This is a genomic window from Pseudorhodoferax soli, from assembly GCF_003337555.1.
GTDB lineage: Bacteria > Pseudomonadota > Gammaproteobacteria > Burkholderiales > Burkholderiaceae_C > Pseudorhodoferax > Pseudorhodoferax soli.
Genome location: NZ_QPJK01000001.1, coordinates 1210004 through 1231348 on the forward strand (window position 1 = coordinate 1210004; position 21345 = coordinate 1231348).

At 68.9% G+C, this 21345-nt stretch carries 21 protein-coding genes and 2 tRNA genes; 14 read left to right on the forward strand and 9 right to left on the reverse strand.

The features are described from left to right. Positions 1-2: 2 nt before the first annotated feature. Positions 3-521 (reverse strand): GNAT family N-acetyltransferase, encoded by a 519-nt coding sequence (locus DES41_RS05540; protein ID WP_114466566.1) that lies wholly within the window; start codon positions 519-521, stop codon positions 3-5. A gap of 67 nt (positions 522-588) precedes the next feature. Between DES41_RS05540 and DES41_RS05545 the strand changes: the two genes are divergently transcribed. The 4 genes from DES41_RS05545 to DES41_RS05560 all read left to right on the forward strand — a co-directional run bounded on the left by DES41_RS05545 (position 589) and on the right by DES41_RS05560 (position 4153). Further along, positions 589-876, forward strand: coding sequence for a 2Fe-2S iron-sulfur cluster-binding protein (locus DES41_RS05545; protein ID WP_114466567.1), 288 nt, complete (start codon positions 589-591; stop codon positions 874-876). 44 nt (positions 877-920) lie between these two features. Next, positions 921-1541, forward strand: a complete 621-nt coding sequence (gmk, locus tag DES41_RS05550; RefSeq protein WP_114466568.1) for a guanylate kinase — start codon at positions 921-923, stop codon at positions 1539-1541. A gap of 18 nt (positions 1542-1559) precedes the next feature. After that, the gene (gene rpoZ, locus DES41_RS05555; protein ID WP_056669554.1) at positions 1560-1763 is read left to right on the forward strand and encodes a DNA-directed RNA polymerase subunit omega; all 204 of its coding nucleotides are present in this window, start codon (positions 1560-1562) and stop codon (positions 1761-1763) included. 101 nt (positions 1764-1864) lie between these two features. Continuing rightward, entirely contained in the window at positions 1865-4153 is a 2289-nt protein-coding gene (locus tag DES41_RS05560; protein WP_114466569.1) for a RelA/SpoT family protein, read from the forward strand. Here DES41_RS05560 and greB read toward each other — a convergent pair. From greB to DES41_RS05600, 8 genes are all read right to left on the reverse strand, one after another. After that, positions 4129-4689 carry a transcription elongation factor GreB gene (greB, locus tag DES41_RS05565; protein ID WP_114466570.1) on the reverse strand — a complete coding sequence of 187 codons (561 nt, stop codon included), beginning with the start codon at positions 4687-4689 and terminating at the stop codon, positions 4129-4131. The genes DES41_RS05560 and greB overlap by 25 nt on opposite strands. Positions 4690-4729: 40 nt before the next feature. Continuing rightward, positions 4730-5074 carry a hypothetical protein gene (locus DES41_RS05570; protein ID WP_114466571.1) on the reverse strand — a complete coding sequence of 115 codons (345 nt, stop codon included), beginning with the start codon at positions 5072-5074 and terminating at the stop codon, positions 4730-4732. Further along, the gene (locus DES41_RS05575) at positions 5055-5306 is read right to left on the reverse strand and encodes a hypothetical protein (RefSeq protein ID WP_147282797.1); all 252 of its coding nucleotides are present in this window, start codon (positions 5304-5306) and stop codon (positions 5055-5057) included. The genes DES41_RS05570 and DES41_RS05575 overlap by 20 nt, the downstream gene beginning before the upstream one ends. Before the next feature lie 145 nt (positions 5307-5451). Then, a tRNA-Arg gene (locus DES41_RS05580) sits at positions 5452-5528 on the reverse strand. A gap of 99 nt (positions 5529-5627) precedes the next feature. Continuing rightward, a tRNA-Arg gene (locus tag DES41_RS05585) sits at positions 5628-5704 on the reverse strand. Positions 5705-5729: 25 nt separating this feature from the next. Further along, a complete protein-coding gene (locus DES41_RS05590; protein ID WP_114466573.1) occupies positions 5730-6929 on the reverse strand; it encodes an amidohydrolase family protein in 1200 nt (399 codons plus the stop codon). After that, complete coding sequence (locus DES41_RS05595) at positions 6869-7639, reverse strand: TetR/AcrR family transcriptional regulator (protein ID WP_114466574.1); 771 nt, start codon at positions 7637-7639, stop codon at positions 6869-6871. The genes DES41_RS05590 and DES41_RS05595 overlap by 61 nt, the downstream gene beginning before the upstream one ends. Before the next feature lie 16 nt (positions 7640-7655). Continuing rightward, complete coding sequence (locus DES41_RS05600) at positions 7656-8432, reverse strand: ferredoxin--NADP reductase (protein WP_114466853.1); 777 nt, start codon at positions 8430-8432, stop codon at positions 7656-7658. Positions 8433-8654: 222 nt separating this feature from the next. On the opposite strand from DES41_RS05600, the gene DES41_RS05605 reads away from it, so the two are divergent. From DES41_RS05605 to DES41_RS05650, 10 genes are all read left to right on the forward strand, one after another. Then, the gene (locus DES41_RS05605) at positions 8655-10232 is read left to right on the forward strand and encodes a 6-hydroxynicotinate reductase (protein ID WP_114466854.1); all 1578 of its coding nucleotides are present in this window, start codon (positions 8655-8657) and stop codon (positions 10230-10232) included. Positions 10233-10245: 13 nt separating this feature from the next. After that, positions 10246-11115 (forward strand): UPF0280 family protein, encoded by an 870-nt coding sequence (locus DES41_RS05610; protein WP_114466575.1) that lies wholly within the window; start codon positions 10246-10248, stop codon positions 11113-11115. A gap of 79 nt (positions 11116-11194) precedes the next feature. Continuing rightward, positions 11195-11779 carry an amino acid synthesis family protein gene (locus DES41_RS05615; RefSeq protein WP_114466576.1) on the forward strand — a complete coding sequence of 195 codons (585 nt, stop codon included), beginning with the start codon at positions 11195-11197 and terminating at the stop codon, positions 11777-11779. A 52-nt stretch (positions 11780-11831) separates the two neighbouring features. Next, positions 11832-13040 carry an ABC transporter substrate-binding protein gene (locus DES41_RS05620; protein ID WP_114466577.1) on the forward strand — a complete coding sequence of 403 codons (1209 nt, stop codon included), beginning with the start codon at positions 11832-11834 and terminating at the stop codon, positions 13038-13040. A gap of 88 nt (positions 13041-13128) precedes the next feature. After that, complete coding sequence (locus DES41_RS05625; RefSeq protein ID WP_114466578.1) at positions 13129-15012, forward strand: ABC transporter permease; 1884 nt, start codon at positions 13129-13131, stop codon at positions 15010-15012. Beyond that, on the forward strand, positions 15009-15785 hold the full coding sequence (locus DES41_RS05630; RefSeq protein WP_114466579.1) for an ABC transporter ATP-binding protein: 777 nt from the start codon (positions 15009-15011) through the stop codon (positions 15783-15785). Before DES41_RS05625 ends, DES41_RS05630 begins: the two co-directional genes overlap by 4 nt. Then, on the forward strand, positions 15782-16510 hold the full coding sequence (locus DES41_RS05635) for an ABC transporter ATP-binding protein (RefSeq protein ID WP_114466580.1): 729 nt from the start codon (positions 15782-15784) through the stop codon (positions 16508-16510). The genes DES41_RS05630 and DES41_RS05635 overlap by 4 nt, the downstream gene beginning before the upstream one ends. 25 nt (positions 16511-16535) lie before the next feature. Next, positions 16536-17255 (forward strand): bifunctional nicotinamidase/pyrazinamidase, encoded by a 720-nt coding sequence (gene pncA / locus DES41_RS05640; RefSeq protein WP_211332898.1) that lies wholly within the window; start codon positions 16536-16538, stop codon positions 17253-17255. A gap of 82 nt (positions 17256-17337) precedes the next feature. Next, positions 17338-17811 (forward strand): (2Fe-2S)-binding protein, encoded by a 474-nt coding sequence (locus DES41_RS05645; protein ID WP_114466581.1) that lies wholly within the window; start codon positions 17338-17340, stop codon positions 17809-17811. After that, positions 17808-21344: a molybdopterin cofactor-binding domain-containing protein gene (locus tag DES41_RS05650; RefSeq protein WP_425466334.1), complete on the forward strand. Its 3537-nt coding sequence runs from the start codon at positions 17808-17810 to the stop codon at positions 21342-21344. The genes DES41_RS05645 and DES41_RS05650 overlap by 4 nt, the downstream gene beginning before the upstream one ends. Position 21345 lies beyond the last annotated feature (1 nt).

The following is a 21345-nucleotide window of genomic DNA, read 5'->3' on the forward strand; positions in this document are numbered from 1 at the left end:
GCTCAGTCGACGGCGCGCTTGAGCCGCATCTCTTCGATGCGGATGTCGCCGAACGGCGTGGTGCGTGCCGTGTTGAGTTCGCGCTTGAAGCCCGCGAGGTCGAAGAAGCGCAGCGCGCGCTCGTTGCGCAGCGGAATCCAGACCGTCACGCTGGTGCAGCCCTCGACGTCCAGGCCTTCGCGCGCGGCGTCCCACAGGGCCAGGCCCGCACCCTTGCCCCAGTGCTCGGGCAGCACGTGGATGGCCCAGACCTCGCCCACGGTGGGCTTGGTGCCCTTGTCGCGGGAACGGTCGAAGGCGACGAAGCCCACCACCTTGCCGTCGGCCCGGGCCAGGTAGACCTGCGGATCGCCGAACTCGATTGCCTCGCGCCATTGCTGCAGGCGTTTGGCCACGGGCTGGGCGTTCAGCAATTCCTCCGGCACGATGCCGGCATAGGCCGCCAACGTGGCGGCGGCGTGGACATCGACGATGGCTTGGGCGTCGCGCTTCTCGGCGGGACGGACTTCGTAGAACGACATGTGGGTGCGGAAGAGGCTGAAAAAGCCCTCGATTGTCGCCGCAAGCCGCGCCCTACACTCGCCGCCCATGTCTGCCACCTTCACCGTGCGGCTGCAGCGGCCCGGCGCGGACCCTGTGCAATTCGAGGCGCCCACAGGCCTGCCCGTGCTGCTGGCGGCCGAGCGTGCGGGCCTGGCGATGGAGAGTTCCTGCCGCAACGGCACCTGCCGCAGCTGCATCTGCCTGATGGAGGCCGGCAGCGTGGCCTACCACATCGCCTGGCCGGGGCTGTCGCTGGACGAAAAGCGCGAGGGCTGGATCCTGCCCTGCGTGGCCTACCCTACGGCCGACCTCGCGCTGGCACTGCCGCTGTAGGACGCACTGCTAAACTCGGCCGCCTTTTCAGCCTCCCGTTCGCCATGGACTATCCCGGCAACCTGATCGTCGTCGCAGCCCCGAGTGGGGCCGGCAAGTCCAGCCTGGTCAAGGCGCTCCTGGAGATCGACGCGCGCATCCAGCCCTCGGTTTCGCACACGACGCGCCCGCCGCGCGGCCAGGAAAAGCACGGCCGCGAGTACTTCTTCGTGCCCGACGCCGATTTCGACGCCATGGTCGCCACCGACGGCTTCGTCGAGTGGGCGCATGTCCATGGACGGCGCTACGGCACCTCCAAGAAGGCCATCGAAGACCGCATCGCCCAGGGCGCCGACGTGATCCTGGAGATCGACTTCCAGGGCGCGATGCAGATCAAGAAAACCTTCGCCAACGCGGTGCTGGTCTTCATCCTGCCGCCGAGCTGGGAGGAACTGCGCTCGCGCCTGGAGCGCCGCGGCGAGGACGCCCCTGAGGTGATCGAACTGCGGCTCAAAAACGCCGCCGTGGAGATGGCCCAGGCCGAAAACTTCGACTTCGTTATAATCAACGAGTTGTTCGACCGGGCCGTTTTCGACTTGAAAACCATCGTGCACGCCCAGCGACTCAAATACCTGGCGCAGGTGCGCGCCAGGGCCGACACCTTCAAATCCCTGCACATCCTCTGAAGAGGACTGGAGTCCACCATGGCCCGCATCACCGTCGAAGACTGCCTCGAGCAGATTCCCAACCGCTTCCAGCTGGTGCTGGCCGCGACCTACCGCGCCCGCATGCTGAGCCAGGGCCATGCCCCCAAGATCGAGAGCAAGAACAAGCCTGGCGTGACGGCACTGCGCGAGATCGCAGCCGGCAAGGTCGGCCTGGAAATGCTTAAGAAGGTGCCGAGCTGAGCGGCATCCGCTTCGGCTGACGAAGCACCAAAAGGCACCGCATCGCGGTGCCTTTTTGTTTGGCGGCCTGCTGTCCTGGGCCCGCAAGCTACAGTAAGCGCATGAATGCCGCGTTGCCCACCACTGCAGACAGGACACCGCCGCCGGCTCTTGCGCCCGCCAACCCTGCCGCGGCCAATGCTGCCGCAGCCAGCTTTGCCGCCCTCACCGCCAGCCTGGACTACCTCGATGCCCAGGGCGTCGAGCAGGTGCGCCAGGCCTACCGCTTCGCCGATGAAGCCCACCTGGGCCAGCTGCGTTCCAGCGGCGAGCCCTACATCACGCATCCGATCGCCGTGGCCACGCAATGCGCGGCCTGGAAGCTCGACGCCCAGGCGCTGATGGCCGCGCTGCTGCACGACGCGATGGAGGATTGCGGCGTGACCAAGCCCGAGCTCATCGAGCGCTTTGGCGCGCCGGTGGCCGAGCTGGTGGACGGGCTGACCAAGCTGGACAAGCTGCAGTTCAACACGCGCGAGGAGAACCAGGCCGAGTCCTTCCGCAAGATGCTGTTGGCCATGGCGCGCGACGTGCGCGTGATCCTGATCAAGCTGGCCGACCGCACCCACAACATGCGCACCATGGGCGACATGCCGCGCAGCAAGTGGGGCCGCATCTCCAAGGAAACGCTGGACATCTACGCGCCCATCGCCCACCGGCTGGGCCTGAACGTGACCTACCGCGAGCTGCAGGAGCTGGCGTTCCAGCACCTGATGCCCTGGCGGCACGGCGTGCTGGCCAAGGCCGTGGCCAAGGCACGCAGCCGGCGCCGAGACCTGGTGCAGAAGGTACAGCAGGAGGTGGAGGCTGCCTTCGCCAACGCCGGCATGAAGGTGCGCATCGCCGGGCGGGAAAAGACGCTCTATTCCATCTTCCGCAAGATGGACGACAAGCACCTGTCGTTCGCCCAGGTCAACGACATCTACGGCTTTCGCGTGATCGTGCCCGGGGTGACCGACTGCTACACCGCGCTCGGCGTGCTGCACCAGCTGTACAAGCCCGTGCCGGGCCGCTTCAAGGACCACATCGCGATCGCCAAGGCCAACGGCTACCAGTCGCTGCACACCACGCTGGTGGGGCCGTCCAACATCAACATCGAGTTCCAGATGCGCACGGACGCCATGCACGTGGTGGCCGAATCGGGCGTCGCGGCGCACTGGCTCTACAAGGCCAACCATCCGGGCAGCGCCACCACCGACCGCATGGGCACGCAGTGGCTGCAGTCGCTGCTGGACATCCAGCAGGAAACGCGCGATGCGTCCGAGTTCTGGGACCACGTCAAGGTCGACCTGTTCCCGGACGCCGTCTACGTGTTCACGCCCAAGGGCCAGATCATGGCGTTGCCGCGCGGCGCGACCGTTGTCGACTTCGCCTACGCGATCCACAGCAACGTGGGCGACCGCACGGTGGCGGCGCGCATCAATGGCGACCAGGCGCCGCTGCGCACCGAATTGCACAACGGCGACGTGGTCGAGGTCATCACCGCGCCGATCTCGGCACCCAACCCGGCGTGGCTCGGCTTCGTGCGCACCGGCCGGGCGCGCTCCAAAATCCGCCACCACCTCAAGAGCCGGGCCATCACCGAGTCGGAGGATCTGGGCGAGAAGCTGTTGACCCAGGCCGTGCGCGCCGAAGGCATCGAGGCCCTGCCCGACCACGACACCGACGGGCAGCCGATCTGGGACAAGCTGCTGCGCTTCTCGGGCAACCGCACGCGCGCCGAGCTCATGACCGACATCGGCCTGGGCAAACGCATTGCCAGCATCGTCGCCAAGCGCCTCAAGGTGCTCATGACCGAGGGCGGTGGTGTGAAGACCGACCCGCTGCTCATGACGCGCGAGCGCTACACGGCGCACGAAACCGTGTCGCAAGGCGGTGTGCTGATCGACGGCAGCGAGAACGCATCGGTGCAGTTCGCGCGGTGCTGCCGGCCCGTGCCGGGTGACGAGATCGTCGGCTACCTGGGGCGCGGCGAGGGCCTGTTCGTGCACACCGCCGACTGCGCCACTGCCAAGCGCCTGCAGTACAAGGACAGCGAGCGCTTCATCGCCGTGGCCTGGTCCGACGAGCCAGTGCGCACCTTCGAGACCGGCATCGTCGTCACGGTCAACAACGGCAAGGGCGTGCTGGCCCGTGTGGCGGCGACGCTGGCCTCTTCCGAGGTCGACATCACGCACATGGACATGGGCCAGGAAGAGGCGCAGGACGCATCGGACCTGCGCTTCGTGGTGGCGGTGCGCGATCGTTCGCACCTGGAAACGGCGCTGCGCAACCTCAAGCGCATGCCAGCGGTGCTGCGTGCCGTGCGCGCCGCGCCTGCGCCCTATCAGCCTGCGGCCGGCGCCGGGTAGCGCACCTCCAGCACCTCCAGCTCGCGCACACCCGCGGGCGTCGGCAGGCGCACCTCGTCACCCACGCGCGCGCGCAGCAGCGCCCGCGCGATCGGTGCGATCCAGCTGACCTCGCCGTCTGCGCTGTTCGCCTCGTCGATGCCGCGGATCGTGATGGTTTGCTCCTCGCCCTGCGCATCGGTGTAGGTCACGGTGGCGCCGAAGAACACCTGGTCGCTGCCATGGTGCACGCTGGGGTCTGTCACCTCGGCGATCTCGAGCCGGCGCGTCAGGAAGCGGATACGGCGGTCGATCTCGCGCAACCGCTTCTTGCCATACAGATAGTCGCCATTCTCGGAACGATCGCCATTGCTGGCGGCCCAGTGCACGACCTCGACGACCTTGGGACGCTCGCTGTCGATCAGGTCCAGCAGTTCATCGCGCAAGCGCGCGTAGCCCAGCGGCGTGATGTAGTTCTTGCCGCCGGCCGGCAGCGCGGGCAGGGCCAGCTCGTCCTCGTCGTCGCTGTCGCTTTCCTTCGTGAAGGCTTTGCTCATGGGTCTGAGTGTCCGGCAAAACGGCCGGCGCGCGCCTGTGCTACAGCCGCGGCAGATCGCGCAGCCTGCGCCCGGGCAGTGAGGGGTCGACCTCGATCCGCTCCGTGCCATCCGGCTGCACGTGGACCTTGATCACCTGGTGCGCCACGCCGCCGCCGTGGCCCGGGAAGAGGGGGACGACGGGCTCGGCCTCCAGCAGCTTGTCCACCACCTCGAGCGTGTCGACCACGCTCTCGCCCGACAGCGGGCGCGGCGCCGCGCCCGCCGCCATGCCAACCTCGCCGCCATCCGCCAAATACCAGCGCACCCGCCGCACCTCGCCGCGCGCATCCAGCTCGACGCCGGTCACCACGTGGGCCGGGCCGTCAGGCACCAGGGTGTTCATGTCGGGCACTGTGGCGGCGTTGCACGTGGACGGGCCGGCCCGGGTGGCCGGGCAGGCGCGTGGGCACATCGCCCTCGTCCGGCGGTTCCTGCACGGGCGTGCCGGGCTCCGGGTTCACGGGGTCTTCGTCGTCGAACGGGCCGACCGGCGGCGGCACGGGCGGCACCGGATGCGGCGTGGGCACGGAGGCCAGGCGGCGCCGTCGCAACGGTGGGGAAAGGGTGTCGAGCATGCGTGTCCCATCAATGGACCCCGCATCTTCGTAGGGGCGACAGGGCGCCAGCATCGTCGGATGGCGCGTGCCGCTGTAGTCGATGGCTGACAAGGCCGCCAAAAGAAAATGGGCCGGTCCTTTTGCAAGGACCGGCCCATCCATTTGGTGCGGCTGGCAGGAATTGAACCCACGACCCCTTGGTTCGTAGCCAAGTACTCTATCCAACTGAGCTACAGCCGCGAAGCCAAAAATTATATACCGATTTTTTCGATCACCCTGGAAAAACCGATCCCGAAAAAGAAAATGGGTCAGTCCCTTGTGAGGACTGACCCATCGATATGGTGCGGCTGGCAGGAATTGAACCCACGACCCCTTGGTTCGTAGCCAAGTACTCTATCCAACTGAGCTACAGCCGCGAAGCCATAAATTATAGCGCAATTTTCAGTGCGCACCCGAGACGATGGCAGGAATTTCGGTTGCCGGCGGCGTATTGCGGCTGCGGCCACAGCGCACGATGCCGTCGATCATGACCATGCCGACGCCCGGGATGTCGCCCAGTTGCACGCTTTCAAGCAGCGTGCGGCCGGCCGTGTGCTGCGCGCGGTCCATGAACACGAAGTCGGCTGCGCGGCCGACCTCGATGAGCCCGCAGTTGAGCTTGCGGATCTTGGCCGTGTTGCCGGTCGCAAAGCAGAACACCAGTTCCGCCGGGATGTTCGCTAGGCTGGACAGCATGGCCACCATGCGCAGGATGCCCAGCGGTTGCACGCCCGAGCCGGCCGGCCCGTCCGTGCCCAGGATCACGCGGTGCGGGCACTTGAGTTGCAGCGCGGCCTGCGCGGCCGCGATGGCCACGCGCTCATTGCCGTTGTGCACGATCTCGATGGCGCGGCTGGACTTCTCGCAGAGCTCGCACACATGGGCTTCGGACAGGGAAGTGTGGCCGCCGTTGATGTGGCCGATCACGTCGGCATCGGCCTCGAGCACCACATCCTTGTCGATCAGGCCCGAGCCCGGGATCGACGGCCCGCCCGTGTGGATCGTGCTCTGGATGCCGGCCGCGCGCGCCCACTTGACCATGGTGGCTGCCTCGGTGCCGCCCTTGACCGAGCCCAGGCCGATTTCACCGAGCAGACCCACGCCGGCGGCGGCCAGTTCCTTGAAGTCGCTCTCGACCATGCCCTTCTCGATCACCGGCGCGCCGGCCAGCACCTTCACGCCGCCGGGGCGGAAGTTGTCGAACGCGCGCTGCGCCGTGATGGCCAGAGCCTTCAAGCCGACGATGTCCTTGGGCCGGCCCGGCAGGTGCACCTCGCCAGCCGAAATCATGGTGGTCACGCCGCCGTGGAGCGTGGACTCGATCCAGCCCAACTGGTTCTGGCGCGGCGTCCAGTCGCCGAACACCGGGTGCACATGGCTGTCGATGAGGCCGGGCGCGACGCAGGTCTGCCGGGCGTCGACAACCGTGGCGGCGCCCTCCACATCGCAGTCCTTGTACTTGCCGATGGCGGCGATCAGGCCATCGTGCACAACGATGGTGTCGGCTTCGAGGATGGGCTGGTCGATGTCGCCCGACAGCATCAGTCCGATGTTGCGGATGACGACTTTGCCGGAGGTGGCGGTGGCGGCGGCTTCTGCCATGAGGGGGTTTCTCCGTGGGGGCTCTGGGATTCGTTGTGCGGCACGGGCTCGCGCATCACGGTGCGCAACACGGCATCGACGACGAAGGCTTCCCAGCGCGCGGACGCCACCGGGTCATCGATGGGCTGGCCCAGGAATTCGGACAGCGTGAAGCGGTTGGACTGCGGAAAATAGCCCAGCGCAGCAATCATCATGTAGACGTCGTGCACCGCCACATCGTCGCGGAACACGCCTTGCGCCACGCCGGCCGCCAGCAGCAGCTGCAGCACCGAGATCGCAGGCGACGAGTACTGCCGGGCCGATTGCATCTTGGCGATGTGGCGCCCCTGCAGCAGGTTCTCGTTGTTGAGCAGCGTGACGAATTCGGGGTGCCGGCGGTAGTAGCCGCAGACGAAGCGCACCACCGTCTTGAGCGATTCCACGGGCTGGTGCTCGTCCAGCAGCAGCGCCTCCTCGGCCTCGTTCATGCGCCGGTAGATGTCCTCGATGACCGCGATGTACAGACCTTCCTTGCTACCGAAGTAGTAGTAGATCATGCGGTCGTAGGACTTGGCCGCCTTGGAGATCTGGCCCACGCGCCCGCCGGCGAAGCCGTGCTTGGCGAAGATCCGTGTGGCCGCGCGCAGCAGATTGGCGCGCGAGGTGATGACCGCCTGTTCCCGCACCCCCGGCTTGCGCTGGCCGTCGACAGTCTTCGCGGGCCGGGGCATGTGCGGGGTGCCGGCCTTATTGCTCGACGAAGGCGCGTTCGACGACGAAGTCGCCCGGCGTCGTGGTGTTGCCTTCCTTGAAGCCGCGGTGCTCCAGCATGACCTTGAGGTCGCGCAGCATGGCCGGGCTGCCGCACAGCATCACGCGGTCCTCCGCTGCGTTGATCGGGGGCAGGCCCAGGTCGGCGCACATCTTCCCGTTCTCGATCAGGTCGGTGATGCGGCCCATGTTGCGGTACGACTCGCGCGTGACGGTCGGGTAATAGCGCAGCTTGCTGCTGACCAGCTCGCCCAGCACCTCGTGCGCGGGCAGGTGCTCGGTCAGCATGTCGTGGTAGGCCAGTTCGTCGACCTGGCGCACGCCGTGCACCACGATGACTTGTTCATAGCGGTCGTAGGTGTCCGGATCGCGCACGATGCTCAGGAACGGTGCAAGGCCGGTGCCCGTGCCGAACAGGTACAGCCGCTTGCCGGGCAGCAGGTAGTCGGTCACCAGCGTGCCAGTGGGCTTGCGGCCCACGATGACCGAATCGCCGACCTGGATGTGCTGGAGCTTGGAGGTCAGCGGGCCGTCCGGCACCTTGATCGACAGGAACTCCAGATGGTCTTCGTAGTTGGCGCTGGCGATGCTGTACGCGCGCAGCAGCGGTTTGCCGTTGTCGCCGCGCAGTCCGATCATCGTGAAGTGGCCGTTCGAGAAGCGCAGCGACGGATCACGCGTCGTGGTGAAGCTGAACAAGCGGTCGGTCCAGTGGTGGACGGAGAGGACCTTCTCTTCGTTGAATGCGCTCATGACGTTCGGACTGTTGGATGCAAAGGTGAAACGGCTGATTTTTTCACATGCCACCGCGGCCACTGCTGCCTGCGGCATGCGGACGGCATGGCTATTGCCTTGCCAGCCTGCTTGCGACCCTGGATGAATCTCTGTAGCATCGGCCGCAATCACGTTAAGTGAATGCTACATGAAACGCTGAAATGCGGCAAGGCGCGCCAGCGGAAACGGAGCCCCACGATGTTGAACGAGCACACCAAGACCGACGGCCTTCCCGACATGCCGGAGGTCTTGCTGCCCCAGGGCCTGGAGCGCGCCAAGCCGCGCAACGAGCGCATGGCCGGCGACAAGGTCGAGTGCAATGCCTGCCCCGTGCTGTGCCAGATCGGCCGCGGCCGCACCGGCGCCTGCGACCGCTATGCCAACGAGGACGGCGTGCTGGTGCGTGTGGACCCCGTGGTGCTGCTGCAAAGGACGCTGGACGCAGAGCAGCCGCTGGTTCCCTTCACGGCACGCGAGGCGAACGAAGCCGCGCCGTTGGCGCCCGCCACCCAGGTTTTCGTCACCGGGATCGGCGCCTCCACCACCTACCCCGACTACAAGCCTGCGCCCTTCATCGTCGCCTCCGAGGCCGACGGGGTGGACATGGTCACCGTGGTGACCGAAGGCATCTTCAGCTACTGCAGCCTCAAGCTCAAGATCGACACCGACCGCTGGCTCGGCCCCGAGCAGGCCAATGTGCGCTGCAAGGGCGAAGTGATCGGCCATGTGACCACCGCCGAGTACGGCTCGCAGATGCTGTCGCTGGGTGGCGTGCACCACCTCACGGGCGGCAGCAAGAAGGAAGGCCGCGTCACGCTGGACGCGATGCAGTTGCTGGGCAACAAGCAGGCGGTGGACCTCACGATCGATGGCGGCGCACAACTCACGGTGCAGGCCGGTCGGGCGCCCATCGTCAACGGTGTGCTGGAGCAGCGCATGCGCGTGGGCTGCGGCTCGGCCACGGTGGGCATCTTCGCGCGGCAGTTCCATGGCGTGGCCGACGAGGTCATCGTCGTCGACGACCACATCACGGGCGTGCTGACCGAACACCAGGCGGGCCGCTGCCTGGGCATGCGCGCGGCGGGCGTCAAGGTGCGCGGCCGCAAGTCCACGCCGGGCCGCTACTTCCAGGTGGCCAATCCCGGCACGGGCTGGGGGGGCACCGACATCGCCGACCCGCTCTCCATCATCGAGGAATGCGAGGCGGACACGGCCTGGCCCGGCCTGCGCCTGCTGATGGTCTCCACCACCGGCGAGCACGCCGCCTGGTACGTGCTGGACGAACAACTGGTGCCGCAGCCCCGGCCCATGCCCGACGAGGTCGCGCACGTGGTCGCACGCATCGGCGAGAACTGCGAGCCGTCGCTGACCACGGTGCTGTTCCTGGGCGGCGCCGGTGGCAGCCTGCGCGCAGGCGTCAGCGAGAACCCGGTGCTGCTGACGCAGGCCATCAAGCAGTCCATCGTGAACGTCACGCTGGGCGGTGCACCGGGCTACGTCTGGCCTGGCGGCGGCATCACCGTGATGGTCGACGTGATGCGCATGCCGGACAACGCCTTCGGCACGGTGCCCACGCCGGCCATCGTCGCACCGCTGGAATTCACGATGCGGCTGTCCGACTACGAACGCCTGGGCGGCCACATGGAGCAGGTGCGTTCTCTGTCGGACACGCTGCAACACGGCGCCTGGCACAACGACGGCGCGCCGCGCGCGCGACGCATGCTGCCGCCCGCCGCCGGCAACGGCTGGCCCCTCGGACAGGCGCCACTGCTGGGCTGAAGGCCGCAGCACCATGGGCCCGAGCCGCAGCCGGCTGGCCAACGGCCGCGAACACTTCCAGCACGGCCCCATCGACCTCGTCATCGCCGCGCACGGCGATGTCCATGCGGTGCAAGCTGCGCACGACGCGGCCTGGCAGCGCTTCACCACGGTGCTGGCCGAGCTCGTGGCCGAACTGCCGCTGCTGCGCGCACCGGTCAGTGCCGACTGCGCCCTGCAAGGCGTTGTCGCGCGCCGCATGTGGCAGGCCTGCGCGCCCCACCGCAGGAGCTTCATCACATCCATGGCCGCCGTGGCCGGCGCTGTGGCCCAGGAGATCCTTGGGCACTACACGGGCGCAGGCATCACGCGGGCCTGGGTCAACAACGGCGGCGACATCGCCATCCACCTGGTGCCGGGCGAGCAGGTGCGCGTGGGCCTGTGGGCCGACCTCGCCCGCTGGCGGCCCGCGCAGAACGGCCAGCTGCACACCGACGCGCAGTTCGCGCTCACGGCCGACCTGCCCGTGCGCGGCGTGGCCACCAGCGGCTGGCGCGGCCGCAGCCAGTCGCTGGGCATTGCCGACAGCGTGACCGTGCTGGCGCGCGACGCGGCCACCGCCGATGCCGCCGCCACCGTGATCGCCAATGCTGTGGACGTGACCGACGCGCGCATCGCACGCCGCCCTGCCAACGAAATCAAGGACGACAGCGACCTCGGCGGGCGCCTCGTCACGGTCGGCGTGCCGCCGCTGCCCGCGCCCCTGGTCGCACAGGCGCTGCAGGCCGGACTGGCCCGCGCCGAGGCTTTGCGGGCGCAGGGCTTGATCTGGCATGCTGCGCTGGTTTGCCAGGACCGCTGGCGCAGCACCGGGGATGCCGGAGATCGGCTGTTGGTGCAGTAATTGCTTAATGAAAGTACCTAACCGGAAGCACTGCCGCAGATCGCACAATGCCCACCTCTTCGCAACCTGAACCGCTGCCATGCCCGCAGAGATCCGCAAACTGATCGTTCAAGTCGACGAAACCCGCCTCGAAATGGGGCGCGCCGTCACGCCGCCGGTGCGCCGCGCACTCGCGATGGCCGTCATCACCAACCCGTTCGCCGGCCGATACGAAGAGAACCTCGACGCGCTGATCGCCATCGGCGAGGAACTCGGCGGGCTGCTCGGCGACAAGTGCGTGGCAGCGCTGGGCATCACGCCCGCCCAGGCCGAGGGCTACGGCAAGGCCGCCATCGTCGGCGAGGCCGGCGAGCTCGAGCACGCTGCGGCCATCCTGCATCCCAAGCTCGGCGCGCCGCTGCGCCGCGCCGTCGAGAAGGGTGCGGCCCTCGTGCCTTCGGCCAAGAAGGTCGGCGGCATGGGCTGCGCCATCGACGTGCCGCTGGGCCACAAGGACGCCGCCTTCGTGCGCAGCCATTTCGACGCGATCGAGGCCCGCGTGCCCGATGCACCACGCGCCAACGAGATCGTCGTGGCGGTGTCGGTCACCGCCGGCGGCCGGCCGCTGCCACGTGTCGGCGGGCTGCAGGCCAGCGAGGCCGAAGGCAAGGATGGGCTGCGCTGAAGTGCAAGCTCCTGCCACCAGAATCTGTCCATCGTCCCCTAGGAGTCTCTCGATGAAATCCCTGCGTCATGTGTTCAGCGCCGCATCGGTTCTCGCGCTCGCCTCGCTCATCCCCGCCCACGCCCAGGGCGTGGTCAAGATCGGCGAGATCAACAGCTACAAGGCGCAGCCCGCCTTCCTGGAGCCCTACAAGAAGGGCATGGACCTGGCCGTGGACGAGATCAACGCCAAGGGCGGCGTCAACGGCAAGAAGGTCGAGCTCATCACGCGCGACGACAACGGCAGCCCGGGCGACACCGTGCGCATGGCCGAGGAACTGGTCTCGCGCGAGAAGGTCGACATGCTGGCCGGGGCCTTCCTGTCGAACACCGGCTTGGCGCTGGCCGACTTCGCCAAGCAGAAGAAGTTCTTCTACCTGGCCGGCGAGCCCCTCACCGACAAGATGACCTGGCAAGGCGGCAACCATTACACCTTCCGGCTGCGCCCCGGCACCTACATGCAGGCCGCCATGCTGGTGCCCGAGGCCGCCAAGCTCAAGAAGAAGCGCTGGGCCATCGTCTACCCCAACTACGAGTACGGCCAGTCGGCCACGGCTGCGTTCAAGCAGTTGCTCAAGGCCGCGCAGCCCGACGTGGAGTTCGTCGCCGAGCAGGCCACGCCGTTGGGCAAGGTCGATGCCGGCAGCGTGGCGCAGGCGCTGGCCGATGCCAAGCCCGACGCGATCTTCAACGTGCTGTTCGGTGCCGACCTGACCAAGTTCGTGCGGGAGGGCAACACCCGCGGCCTGTTCAAGGACCGCACCGTGGTCAGCGTGCTGACCGGCGAACCCGAGTACCTGGACCCGCTCAAGGACGAGGCGCCCGACGGCTGGATCGTCACGGGCTACCCCTGGTACTCGATCAAGACGCCCGAGCACGCGGCGTTCGAGAAGGCCTACCAGGCCAAGTTCAAGGACTACCCGCGCCTGGGCTCGGTGGTGGGCTACAGCATGATCATGTCGGCCGCCGCCGGCATCGCCAAGGCTGGCAGCACCGACGCCGACAAGCTGGTCGCCGCGTTCAAGGGCCTGCAGGTGGACAGCCCCTTCGGCAAGATCACCTACCGCGCCGAAGACCACCAGTCCACCATGGGCGCCTTCGTCGGCAAGACGAAGAACGAGGGCGGCAAGGGCGTGATGGTGGACTACGTCTACCTGGACGGCGCCGATGCGCGCTTCCAGCCCTCGGCCGCCGACGTGAAGAAGTCGCGCGCACCCGACTGATCGCCAACACCCGAGGCGGGCGCCCGTGCAAGGCGCCCATGCTTGATGCCGCCGCCTGCGCGCGGTGGCCGCTTCCAGAGAATTCCCCATGAGCTTCTCGGGACTGATCGTCCAACTCCTCAACGGGCTCGCCGCGGCGTCTTCGTTGTTCCTGGTCGCGGCCGGGCTGTCGCTGATCTTCGGCGTGACGCGCATCGTCAATTTCGCGCACGGCTCGTTCTTCATGGTGGGCATCTACGTCGCCTACACGCTGGTCGACCGGCTGGGCGGCGCGCTAGGCTTCTGGCCGGCGCTGCTGCTGGCGGCGGTGGCGGTGGGCGTGCTCGGCGCCATCGTCGAGGTGCTGCTGCTGCGCCGCATCTACAAGGCGCCCGAGCTGTTCCAGCTGCTGGCCACCTTCGCGCTGGTGCTGGTGATCAAGGACGCCGTGCTCTGGCTTTGGGGCCCCGACGAACTGCTGGGCCCGCGCGCGCCCGGCCTGCGCGGGGCGGTCGAGATCCTGGGGCGGCAGTTTCCGTCCTACGACCTGTTCCTGATCGCCGTGGGGCCGGTGGTGCTGGGGCTGGTCTGGCTGCTGCTCACGCGCACGCGCTTCGGCACGCTGGTGCGCGCCGCCACCCAAGACCGCGAGATGGTCAGCGCGCTGGGCGTGAACCAGGCCTGGCTGTTCACGGCGGTTTTCGCGCTGGGTGCGCTGCTGGCCGGCCTGGGTGGTGCGCTGCAACTGCCACGCGAGCCCGCCACGCTGGAGCTGGACCTGCACACCATCGGCGCGGCCTTCGTGATCGTGGTGGTGGGCGGCATGGGCTCGCTGCCGGGCGCCTACCTGGCGGCGCTGCTGGTGGCCGAGCTCAAGGCCATCTGCATCTGGCTGGGCGTGGTGGATGTGTTCGGCATCAGCGTCTCGTTCTCCAAGCTCACGTTGATGGTCGACTTCCTCGTCATGGCGGCCGTGCTGGTCTGGCGCCCCTGGGGGCTGCTGGGCAAGCCGCAGGCACCCAGCCGCTACGTGGGCATGCCCGAAGCCCCGCTGCGCCAGCCCAGCCGCGCCTACCTGGCCTGCGCTGCGGTGCTGGCCCTGGCGCTGGCTGCCGTACCGCTGCTGACCGAAGCCTCCTCCTACACCACGGTGCTGCTGATCGACCTGTTGATCGCCGCGCTGTTCGCCACCAGCCTGCACTTCATCATGGGGCCGGCCGGCATGCACTCGTTCGGCCACGCGGCCTACTTCGGCCTGGGTGCCTACGGGGCGGCGCTGCTGGTGCGCAGCGTCGGCATGCCGATGGAGCTCGCGTTGGTGGTGGCGCCGCTGGTGGCAGCCATCGGCGCCTTCGTCTACGGCTGGTTCGCGGTGCGGCTGTCGGGTGTCTACCTGGCCATGCTGACGCTGGCCTTCGCGCAGATCACCTGGGCCATCACCTACCAGTGGGACACGTTCACGGGCGGCAGCAACGGGTTGACCGGCGTGTGGCCCTCTGCCCTGTTCGCCGACAAGCGGATGTACTACTGGCTCACGCTGGCGCTGGTCGCGCTGGGCATCTGGTGGCTGCGCCGCGTGCTGTTCTCGCCCTTCGGCTATGCGCTGCGCGCCGGGCGCGACTCGGTGCTGCGGGCCGACGCCATCGGCATCGACGTCAAGCGCATGCAGTGGGTGGCCTTCATCGTGGCCGGCGCCGTGGGCGGCCTGGCCGGTGCGCTGTTCGCGTTCTCCAAGGGCAGCATCTCGCCGGAATCGCTCAACGTGACAAAGTCCATCGACGGTCTGGTCATGGTGCTGCTGGGCGGCATCCAGACGCTCGCCGGCCCCGTGGTGGGCGCCGTCACCTTCACCTGGCTGCACGACACCGTGGCGCGCAATACCGACTACTGGCGCGCGGTGCTGGGCGGCACCATCTTGCTGCTGGTGCTGCTGTTCCCGCAGGGCATCGCCGGCTTCGCCAAGCAGCTGTTCGACCGCAAGGCCAAGCCATGAGCACCCCACTTCTCCAGGTCCAGGGCTTGGGCAAATCCTTCGGTGGTGTGAAGGCGGTGGACGGCATCGACTTCACGCTCCACGCCGGCGAGCTGCTGGCGCTGATCGGCCCCAATGGGGCGGGCAAGACCACCACCTTCAACATGGTCAACGGCCAGTTGCGCGCCGACCAGGGCTCGATCCGGCTGGCCGGCCACGAACTCGTCGGCATGAAGCCGCGCGACATCTGGCGCCTGGGCGTGGGCCGCACCTTCCAGATCGCCGAGACCTTCGCCTCGCTGACCGTGGTGGAGAACGTGCAGATGGCGCTGCTCTCGCACGACGGCAAGCTGTTCTCGATGTGGCGCCGCGCCGCCGACCACCGGCGCGAGGCCGCGCTGGCGCTGCTGGAACAGGTCGGCATGCGCGCCCAGGCCGACCGGCCGTGCAGCGAACTGGCCTACGGCGATGTCAAGCGCGTGGAACTGGCCATCGCCATGGCCAACGACCCCAAGCTGCTGCTGATGGACGAGCCCACCGCCGGCATGGCGCCCAAGGAGCGCAACGACCTGATGGCGCTGACCAAGCAGCTCGTGATCGACCGGGGCATGGCCGTGCTGTTCACCGAGCACAGCATGGACGTGGTGTTCGCCTATGCCGACCGCATGATCGTGCTGGCCCGCGGCCGGCTGATCGCCCAGGGCAAGCCGCTGGAGATCCGCGACCACCCCAAGGTGCAGGAGGTCTACTTCGGCACCGGCAAGACCTTCGAGAAAGACAAGGCCCCCGCATGACGACGAGCCTCCTCGAGACCAAGGCCCTGCGCGCCTGGTATGGCGCCGCCCAGATCCTCTACGACGTCGACCTGTCGGTGCGCCGCGGCGAGGTCGTGGCGCTGATGGGCCGCAACGGCGCCGGCAAGTCCACCACGCTCAAGGCCATCATGGGCATGCTGGCCAAGCGCGCCGGCAGCATCCGCTTCCTGGACCACGACATCTCGCGCACCGAGCCGCACCACGCATCGCGCCTGGGCCTGGGCTTCGTGCCGGAAGACCGGCGCGTCTTCACCGATCTCACGGTCATGGAGAACCTGGAAGTCGGCAAGCAACCCGCGCGCCGCTGGGACGATGGCACGGACGCGCCGCTGTGGACGCCCGAGAAGTTGTTCAAGCTCTTCCCCAATCTCGGCGAGATGCCCAACCGCCCGGGTGGCCGCATGAGCGGCGGCGAGCAGCAGATGCTGACCGTGGCGCGCACGCTGATGGGCAACCCCTACCTGGTGCTGCTGGACGAGCCCTCGGAGGGCGTGGCGCCCGTCATCGTCGAGCAGATGGCGCACATGATTCTCGAGCTCAAGAGCCGGGGCGTGTCCATCCTGCTGTCGGAGCAGAACATGCATTTCGCCGAGCTCGTGAGCGACCGCGCCTACGTGCTGGAGAAGGGCCAGATCCGCTTCGACGGCAGCATGGCCGAACTGGCCGCCAACGAAGAGGTGCGCCGCGCCTACCTCAGCGTCTGATTTCGTTCAACCACGGGAGCCTGCCATGAGCCTGCAACGCCGAACGCTTCTCCACTCCGCCGCGGCCCTGGGCCTGGTGGCCCTGGCACCACCGCTGTTCGCGGCCGCAAAACGCAAGCCCGGCGCCAACGCCGCGCTGATCGTCGTGGACGTGCAGAACTGCTTCATCGATGGCGGTACGCTGCCCGTCAAGGGCGGGGCCGAGGTCGTGCCCGTCATCAACAAGCTCTCGCTGGCGTTCCAGAACATCGTCGTCACGCAGGACTGGCACACCCAGGGCCATGCCTCGTTCGCGAGCGCACACGGCGGCAAGAAGCCCTTCGACAGCGTCAAGCTCAACTACGGCGACCAGGTGCTGTGGCCAGACCACTGCGTGCAGGGCACGGACGACGCCGCGCTGCACAAGGACCTCAAGCTGCCCACCACGCAGCTGATCATCCGCAAGGGCTTCAACAAGGGCGTGGACAGCTACTCCGCCTTCCAGGAAGCCGACCGCAAGACCGTCACCGGACTGGCCGGCTACCTGAAGGCGCGCGGCATCAAGACCGTCTACATCACGGGCCTGGCGACCGACTTCTGCGTGGCCTGGACGGCGCTGGACGCGCGCGCCGCGGGCTTCGAGGCCTATGTGGTCGAAGACGCCACGCGCGCCATCGACCTCAACGGCTCGCTGGCCGCGGCCTGGAAGCAGATGGCGGCCAAGGGCGTCAAGCGCATCCAGTCGGCCGACGTGGAAGGCGCGTGAGCGCAGCGCCCGGCCGCCCCAAGCAAGCTCGCGCCCCCTCGGCGGGCAGCGAACCTCGCGCAGCGGGGAGCGTGGGGGCGTCATGACTTTCGCGCTGCAGATCAACGGCAGCGCGCGGCAGTTCGACACGCCGCGCGAGACTTCGCTGCTGCACCTGCTGCGCAACGACTGCGGCCTGAACGGCCCCAAGTACGGCTGCGGCCTGGGCCAGTGCGGCAGCTGCACGGTGCTGGTCGATGGCGTGGCCGCGCGCAGCTGCGTGGTGCCTGCGCACGGCGTGGCTGGCCGCCACATCACCACGCTGGAAGGCCTGGGCACGCGCGCGGCACCGCACCCGGTGCAGCAGGCCTTCATCGATGCGCAGGCCGCGCAATGCGGCTACTGCCTGAACGGCATGGTCATGGCCACTGTGGCGCTGCTGGCGCGCGTGCCGGACCCCACGCCCAAGCAGGTGCGCGCCGAGCTCTCGCACAACCTGTGCCGCTGCGGCACGCACCTGGAGATCCTGGACGCCGTGCAGCGCGCGGCACGGCTCTGCGCGGAGGACCGCCCTTGATGCGTGCCGAAGAGGCCGGCCTGTCGCGCGCGGCCGTGCGCGCGGCCGACGGTGTGCTGCTGGTGCTGCGCGAGGTGCCGCCTCCGCCAGCCCCCTCCCCCGGCCAGCCGCCGGCCGTGGCCGGCAACCCGGCCGAAGGCCCCGAGGTGCTGCTGGCCTGCTGGGACGACGGCAGCGCAACCGGCTTCGTTGGCCATGTGGACCTGGGCACGGGCCTGCGCACAGCCCTCACACAGATCGTTGCCGAAGAGCTCGACCTGGCGCCCGCGCAGGTGCACATGCAGATGGGCAACACCGCCAGCGTGCCCAACCAGGGCGCAACCATCGCGAGCGCCTCGATCCAGATCCACGCGGTGCCGCTGCGCTTGGCCGCGGCCCAGGCCCGGGCCTGGCTGCAGGCGCATGGCGGTGCTGCGGCGCTCGCGGGCCGGCACGTCGAATTGCAGCTCGACCTCCAGGCGTCCACCAAGCCGGTGGAGGACTACCGCCTCGTCGGCCAGTCCGTGCCGCGCGTGGACATCCCGGCCAAGGTGCATGGCGAAGTCGCGTTCGTGCACGACATGCGCGTGCCCGGCATGCTGCACGGCCGCGTCGTGCGTCCGCCCTATGCCGGACTGGACGCGGGCGAGTTCGTCGGCAACACGCTGGAGGGTGTGGACGAAGGCTCGATCGCGCACATCCCTGGCGTGGTGGCGGTCGTGGTGCAGCGCGACTTCGTCGGCGTCGTCGCCGAACGCGAGGAAATGGCCGAGGCGGCCATGGCGGCGCTCGCCGTGCGCTGGAAGCCCTGGCCCGGCATGCCCGGCGTGGACCAGACCGAGCAGGCGCTGCGCGCCCATCCGTCCACGCGCCGCTTGCTGCTCGAAGAAGGCCAGGTGGACCAGGCCATCGCGGGCGCCGCCGCCCACATGCCGCGCACCTACGTCTGGCCCTACCAGCTGCACGCGTCCATCGGTCCGTCCTGCGCGCTCGCGCACTGGCACGGCGAGGCGGCCGCCACGGTGGCCACGGTCTGGGCCGGCACGCAGAACCCTCACGTGCTGCGCGCCGACCTGGCCCTGCTGGCCGGCGTGGCCGATGCGCGCATCGACCTGGTGCGCATGGAGGCAGCCGGCTGCTACGGCCGCAACGGCGCCGACGATGTGGCGGCAGATGCGTTGCTGCTGTCGCGCGCGGTCGGCCGGCCTGTGCGCGTGCAGCTCACACGCGCGCAGGAGACGGCCTGGGAGCCCAAGGGCGCGGCACAGCTCATGCAGGTCGACGGCGGCCTCAACGCCGACGGCACGCCGGCCGCCTACGACTTCCAGACCTCCTACCCGAGCAACGGGGCGCCCACGCTGGCACTGCTGCTCACGCGCACGGTCGAGCCCGTGGCCAAGGCCTTCGAGATGGGCGACCGCACGGCCGTGCCGCCCTACGCCTACGCCCATCTGCGCGTGGCCGCCAACGACATGGCGCCCCTGCTGCGCGCGTCCTGGCTGCGCGGTGTGTCGGCCCTGCCCAACTCCTTCGCGCACGAGTCCTACATCGACGAGCTGGCCAGCGCCGCAGGCATCGACCCGGTGGACTACCGGCTGCGCCACCTGCCCGATGCGCGCGCGGCCGAGCTCGTGCGTGCCACGGCCGCCAAGGCGGGCTGGAAGCCGCACACGGCGCCGCAGTCGCAAGCCGCGGATGGCGACATCCTCAAGGGCCAGGGCTTCGCCTACGCGCGCTACATCCACAGCAAGTTCCCTGGCTTTGGCGCCGCCTGGGCCGCCTGGGTGGCGGACGTCGAAGTCAACCAGCGCACGGGCGAGGTGCATGTGCGCCGCGTCGTGGTGGGCCAGGATGCCGGCCTCATGGTCAACCCGGCCGGCGTGCAGCACCAGGTGCACGGCAACGTGCTGCAAACCACCAGCCGGGCGCTCAAGGAGCGCGTAGAGGTCGAACCCGCCACCGGCGTCACGCTGAACCGCGAATGGGGCAGCTACCCGCTGCTGTCCTTCCGCGAGGTGCCGGTGGTCGAGGTGATGCTGATGCCACGGCCCGGCGAGGCACCACTGGGCGCCGGCGAATCGGCCTCGGTGCCGGGCACGGCGGCGATTGCCAATGCCATCTTCGACGCGACCGGCGTGCGCCTGCGCGCACCGCCGTTCACGCCCGAGGTCGTGCGGGCGGCGCTGCACCAAGGCCAGTTGCCGCCGCCACCACCCGAACCCAGGCCCGAGGCTGAAGCGGTGGTGCCCGCCCCTGCAACCGGCCTGCCAGCCGACGCCCGCCTCCCGCGCCGCAAGCCGCTGTGGGCTGTGGCGTTGGCCTTGGTCGTGGGTGGCGCCGCCACCGTCGCCGGGCTGGCCGGCTGGCGCAGCGCCATCGCGCCGGTCGCCCGCCCTGCCCTGGACACCTACAGCGCCGCCACCATCGAACGCGGCCGCCTGCTCGCGGCCGCCGGGGACTGCGTGGTCTGCCACACCGCGCCGAGCGGCCAGCCCAACACGGGCGGCCGCGCCATGGACACGCCCTTCGGCACGGTCTACACCACCAACCTCACACCCGACCCGACCACCGGCATCGGCGCCTGGTCGCTGGCCGCCTTCCAGCGCGCCATGCGCGAAGGCATCTCGCGCGACGGTCGCCACCTGTACCCGGCCTTCCCGTACACCGCCTTCACGAAGATGACGGACGACGACTTGACGGCCTTGTACGCCTACCTGATGGCGCAGCCGGCCGTGGCGCACCAGCCGCCCGCCACGCAACTGCCCTTCCCGTTCGGCCTGCGCCCGCTGCTGGCCGGCTGGAACGCGCTGAACCTGGAGGCAGGCGCCTGGAAACCCGACATCGCCCAGACGCCGCAATGGAACCGCGGCGCCTACCTTGTCAACGGTGTCGGCCATTGCGGCGCCTGCCACACGCCGCGCGACGCGCTGGGCGCGGAGCGCAGCGGCACGGCCTTCCTGTCAGGGGCGCTCATCGACGGCTGGGAAGCACCGGCGCTGACCGCCCTGTCCAAGGCCCCTGTGCCCTGGACCGCAGACAGCCTCTACGCCTACCTGCGCCATGGCCACAGCCGCGAACACGGCGCGGCCACGGGGCCGATGGCGCCCGTGGTGCAGGAACTGGCTGCGCTGCCCGATGCTGACATCCGCGCGATGGCGCTCTACCTGGCCTCGTTCCAGGCGCCGGACGCGCCGGTGCGCCCCGTCGCCACGCGAACGGACATGCTGCCCGGCCCGGCGCAACGCCTGTTCGAGAACGCCTGCGGCGCCTGCCACCACGACGGTGATGGCCCCCGGCTGCTGGGCCTGAACCTGCCGTTCGCGCTGTCGACCAAGCTGCACAGCGACCGACCCGACAACCTGCTGCGCGTGATGCTGGAAGGCGTGCGCGAAGCGGCGGGGCCGCAGGTCGGCTTCATGCCGGGGTTCGCCGACAACCTGTCGGACGCACAGATCGCCCTGCTTTCGGGCTACCTGCGGCAGCGGTATGCACCGGACAAGCCGGCTTGGCAGGACTTGGCCAGCCGGACGGCCGCCCTGCGCACCGCACGCTGAT